We start from the raw sequence: 4582 nt of genomic DNA on the forward strand, positions 1-4582 counted from the left end.
GGGGGCTTGCGCGCATTGGCCTCGCGTTTGGACGCCCCCCCTCCGTCAGCCACTTCGTGACTGCCACCTCCCCCGATGGGGGAGGATCTTGATGCATCAGCTCTGCTCGCGCATCCGCAACGGCACTTCCCGGCAATCCCTCACTGCCCCACCGAAAAACTGGTGCGGTACTGCGGCTTGAGAATCGCCATGACCTTGCCCGTCACCGGCAGCGTCACTTCATACGTCCCTTCCGCATAAGGGCCCGCCTCATAGGGCGCGACGAGGATGCCGATGCGGTCGAAGGTCTCCCCGTTGGACGATCCCAGGATCAGCGTCTGCGCCACCGGATCGATGCATTCGGTGAAGATCTGCCCGCTGTCGCGCTGGACCGGCTCGCCGCGCCGCGCTTCACGTTCCTTGTCGAGCGCGTCGCAGAACGGGTCGCGGATCGCAGTGCGCAGCGCATCGGTGCTGGTGAACAAGTCCCGCGGCTTGCGCACCACTTCGGCGCGGCGGTCCCACAGCAGCGAATCGAAATTGCTCATGCCGTGCGCGCCGCCGGAAAAACTGTAGAGCTGCGCAGACAGCGAGAGCCAGCCCGGCAGGTCCGTCACCACCTGCCACTTCGCGCCATAGCTGTGCTGGTGAAAGGGGAAACCGTCCTTCTTCGCGGCTTTCCGGTCGTCGCTCGCCGAAGAAGCCAGTTGTTCGCGGGCATTGTAGAGCCGCGTGTCGAGCAAGTCCTTGAGCTGGGCAATCGCCCCTGCGGCATCGGGATAGGAATAGCTGAATTCGTAGAGATCGTTCGACGCGGCCACCGAACGGCCGGTATCCGCCGGAATTTCGGACGGCGCCTCGCTCGGCTCTGCAGAGGCTTCGGGCGGCTCGACTTCGGCCGCCGCCATACTTGCAGCACGGCTCGTGGCGCTGTCCGCAGGCGCGGAAGCATCCTGCCTGCCCATGCAGCCGCTCACGGCCGGCAGCAGTGCCCCCATCAGCGCCACGAATGCCCATCTACCCTGCCGCATCAAAATTCCTCTCGCACTCACGCTCGCAGCGAGGCTAGAGAATGCAGTCATGAGCGACAAGAACGCATTGATCCAACCCGACCGCGGCCAGAAGGCCGTGGCCATCCACCTCGTCGACAAGGATGGGCTGGAAGCCTTCCTCAAGGAGCGCACCCCGGCCCAGCGCGCCGCGCTGGCGGCGCACAAGTTCGCCGCGGACGGCTACGACTACGCCATCATCCCGGATGGCGGGAACGGGGGCGGAAACAGCGGCGGGGATTGGGCCGTCGTCTCGGGTGTTGCCAACACGGCCGATCTTTCGAGCTGGTGCATGGCCAAGCTGGCCGAGAAGCTGCCCGCCGGAACCTACCGCCGCGCGGGCGGCGAGCCCGGCCCGGCGATGTTCGGCTGGATCACCGGCCAGTACCGTTTCGACCGCTACTTGTCCGAACCCGACGAGGAAGGCCCGCGCATTCTCCTGACCGGCGAGCCCAAGGCGATCGGCGCGATCACCGCGGAAGCCGAAGCGGTCATGCTGGTGCGCGATCTCGTCAACACCCCGGCCGAGGACATGGGTCCGGCCCAGATCGAGGCCGAGGCGGAAAACCTGCACAAGGCCTTCCGCGCCGAAATCCGCGTGACGCGCGGCGACATGCTCGAACGCGAATTTCCAATGGTCCACGCGGTCGGCCGCGCCGCCGCGCGCAGCCACGCGCCGCGCATGGTCGAGCTGGAATGGGGCGATCCCAAGCACCCGAAGATCGCCGTGATCGGCAAGGGCGTGTGCTTCGATTCGGGCGGGCTCGATATCAAGCCCAGCTCCAGCATGTTGCTGATGAAGAAGGACATGGGCGGCGCGGCCCATGCCCTCGCGCTCGCCCGCCTCATCATGCAGGAACAGCTTCCGGTGCGGCTGCATCTGCTGGTCCCGGCCGTCGAGAATGCCGTCTCGGGCAACAGCTTCCGCCCCGGTGACGTGCTGCGCAGCCGCGCGGGGATTTCGGTCGAGATCGGCAATACCGACGCCGAGGGCCGCCTGGTCCTCGGGGACGCCCTCGCCCGCGCGGGCGAGAACGAGCCCGAATTCATCATCGATTTCGCCACACTGACCGGCGCGGCGCGCGTGGCGGTCGGCCCGGACCTTCCCGCGCTGTTCACCCGCGAGGATGCGACCGCCGATGCCCTGCTTGCCGCGGGCAAGGCCGCCGACGATGCGTGCTGGCGCCTGCCGCTCCACGAAGGCTACCGCGAATACCTGAAATCCGACGTGGCCGACATCAACAACGCCGGCTCCAGCGGCTTTGCCGGCGCCAGCACGGCGGCGCTGTTCCTCGACAAGTTCGTGCCCAAGGGCACCGACTGGGCGCACTTCGACACTTTCGCCTGGCGCCCCGCCGCCAAGCCCGGCCGTCCCAAGGGCGGCGCGGCGCTGGGGCTGCGCGCGGCGTGGCACATGCTGAGACAGCGCTATGCCTGACCTTGCGATCCAGCCATGACCCGGCTAAGCGCGCCCATCTTTGCCTTTGGAGACTTACCGACGTTGGCCGCCGACGATTCCTATACCCGCCCCTTCACGCTTGAAGGGATGCTCGCCATGACCGGGCCGAGCGTAACGGCGGATCCCGGCTGCCTCCCGGTGCGCGGCGACCTTGCGCATATCAAGCTCGCGGGCCGCTATTTCGTGCCGCACTACGCAGTGCCGATGCCGCACACGATCAAGGCCGGCGCGGTGCTGCTCGCCGCGGGCCGGGCGGACGGCGAATTCGTGATGGACCTGCCCAAGGGCGGCGTGTTCAACGTGCTCGACATTGCCGGCGCCTGGGCCTGGGGCCAGCTCGGCGAGGACGGCCGGGTCGGCTATGTCGCGCTTGACCAGCTCGAAGCGGTGATCTGATGGGCGCGAGCGTTTTCATCGACGGGGCTGCGGGCACCACTGGCCTCGAAATCGCCGACCGGCTGTCCGGGCGGGGCGAGTTCGATCTCGTCATTCTCGATGACGAACGCCGCAAGGACGATGCCGCGCGCGCCGAAGCGCTGAACGACGCCGATTTCGTGATCCTGTGCCTCCCCGACGATGCCGCCAAGGCCGCCGTCGGCATGATCCGCAACGATCGCACGCGGGTGATCGATGCCTCCTCCGCCCACCGCGTGGCGCCGGGCTGGACTTACGGCTTTCCCGAAGTCATCGGCCGCGAGGCTGTGGCCTCGGCCCGCTTCGTCAGCAATCCGGGGTGCTATCCCACCGGCTTCATCGCGCTGGTCGCGCCGCTGGTGCGCGCCGGGCTGCTGCCGGCCGACTGGCCTTACGTGTGCCATGCCGTCTCGGGCTATTCGGGCGGCGGCAAGGCGCTGATCGCCCGCTTCGAGGAAGACCGCGACATCGCTTTCCGCGCTTACGGGCTGGCCATGGGCCACAAGCACGTGCCGGAAATGACCGTGCACGGCGGGCTTGCCTATGCCCCGCTCTTCGCGCCCGCCGTAGTGGCCGCGCATCGCGGCATGGTGGTGGAAGTGCCGTTGCAGTTGACGGCGATGAACAAGGCCGGAGCGACCCGCGCGCTGCACGCGGCGCTGGCCGAATTCTACAAGGGCAGCCCGATCGTGAAAGTCGCCAGCGACGCGCCCGACGAACTGCTTCTGCGCGCCTCGATGGAGCCGGTGGATACCCTCACCCTGCGCGTCTTCGGCGCCAAGGACGGCAGCCAGGCACGGCTTGTCGCGGTGCTCGACAATCTCGGCAAGGGCGCCAGCGGCGCGGCGGTGCAGAACCTCAACCTGATGGCCGGGCTGGACGAGACCGCAGGCCTGCGGCTGTAAAGTACCCCTCCCCCCTCCTCTTCAGAGGAGGGGAGCGAGACTTGGGCCTGCGCAGCAGACCTTAGTCGCAGCGGGGTGGTGCCTGCGGCCCAGCGCGACGCTTGCGCGCCGTCACCACCCCCCACCCCCTCCTCTGAAGAGGAGGGGGAGAGCATCGCTCACCCGGCATTTCTGACACCCGGCCTGGGATGACAAGCGACGGGGAGCCGTCGATGTTTCAGGCAAAATGGCAGAATTTCAGTATTTTAATCTGCCAGTGGCCTTTCCCACTCCGCCGGCATTGCCAACATTGGATCAAGAATACTCGTAAGCGAAGACAACTTACGGAAGGGCGAAAAAGATTGAATCTCTCCATGATTCTTGGGTTCATCCTGCTGTTTCTTGTGCCAGCCGAGGCGCTCTGGCGCTCTCTGAGCAGGAAGTCCGCTCGTCCCCGACCAACAAGGTATCGCCTGACGATTGCCAAAGCGCTTATCCTCTTGCTTGGTCTGCTGGTTGTAGCTCGCACCGAGCATATAACTGCGGCCGCGCTTGGTATTGGAACTCATCTGGGACCCGGAGGATACATCGGGTTGGCCATATCACTGTGCCTGGTCGGCGGACTGACCTTGTCGGCAAGGCTCGCAAAACCCAAGATTACAAAAAGAAATCGCCGTCAAGCTGCGGATATATTTCCGGAAAATTCTCAAGAACTGAGGCTTTTCCTCATTATGACGCCATTGATCGGATTTGCATGGGAACTGCTTTACAGAGGTTACCTGCTTTGGTGGCTGACT

General features: G+C 65.8%; 5 protein-coding genes. 4 read left to right on the forward strand and 1 reads right to left on the reverse strand.

Annotated features, from left to right (window positions below; genetic code table 11):
• Positions 1-140: 140 nt before the first annotated feature.
• Positions 141-1010 carry a DUF3298 and DUF4163 domain-containing protein gene (locus NN5_RS24170; RefSeq protein ID WP_067739160.1) on the reverse strand — a complete coding sequence of 290 codons (870 nt, stop codon included), beginning with the start codon at positions 1008-1010 and terminating at the stop codon, positions 141-143.
• A gap of 49 nt (positions 1011-1059) precedes the next feature.
• Here NN5_RS24170 and NN5_RS24175 point away from each other — a divergent pair, with 49 nt between their 5' ends.
• The 4 genes from NN5_RS24175 to NN5_RS26160 form a co-directional block, all read left to right on the forward strand.
• Positions 1060-2466 (forward strand): leucyl aminopeptidase family protein, encoded by a 1407-nt coding sequence (locus tag NN5_RS24175; protein WP_067739163.1) that lies wholly within the window; start codon positions 1060-1062, stop codon positions 2464-2466.
• A 108-nt stretch (positions 2467-2574) separates the two neighbouring features.
• A complete protein-coding gene (locus NN5_RS24180) occupies positions 2575-2883 on the forward strand; it encodes a hypothetical protein (RefSeq protein WP_067739168.1) in 309 nt (102 codons plus the stop codon).
• Entirely contained in the window at positions 2883-3806 is a 924-nt protein-coding gene (gene argC / locus NN5_RS24185) for an N-acetyl-gamma-glutamyl-phosphate reductase (RefSeq protein WP_067739165.1), read from the forward strand. The genes NN5_RS24180 and argC overlap by 1 nt, the downstream gene beginning before the upstream one ends.
• A gap of 353 nt (positions 3807-4159) precedes the next feature.
• Positions 4160-4582: hypothetical protein (locus NN5_RS26160; protein WP_157081320.1), on the forward strand; the 423-nt coding region annotated here is incomplete at its 3' end.

The sequence above is a fragment of the Novosphingobium naphthalenivorans NBRC 102051 genome (genome assembly GCF_001590985.1).
Classification (GTDB): Bacteria; Pseudomonadota; Alphaproteobacteria; order Sphingomonadales; family Sphingomonadaceae; genus Novosphingobium; species Novosphingobium naphthalenivorans.

Coding starts and splice junctions, on each gene's coding strand:
- NN5_RS24170 (WP_067739160.1), bottom strand. CDS start 1,010: ATGCGGCAGGGTAGATGGGCATTCGTGGCGCTGATGGGGGCACTGCTG.
- argC (WP_067739165.1), top strand. CDS start 2,883: ATGGGCGCGAGCGTTTTCATCGACGGGGCTGCGGGCACCACTGGCCTC.
- NN5_RS24180 (WP_067739168.1), top strand. CDS start 2,575: ATGCTCGCCATGACCGGGCCGAGCGTAACGGCGGATCCCGGCTGCCTC.
- NN5_RS24175 (WP_067739163.1), top strand. CDS start 1,060: ATGAGCGACAAGAACGCATTGATCCAACCCGACCGCGGCCAGAAGGCC.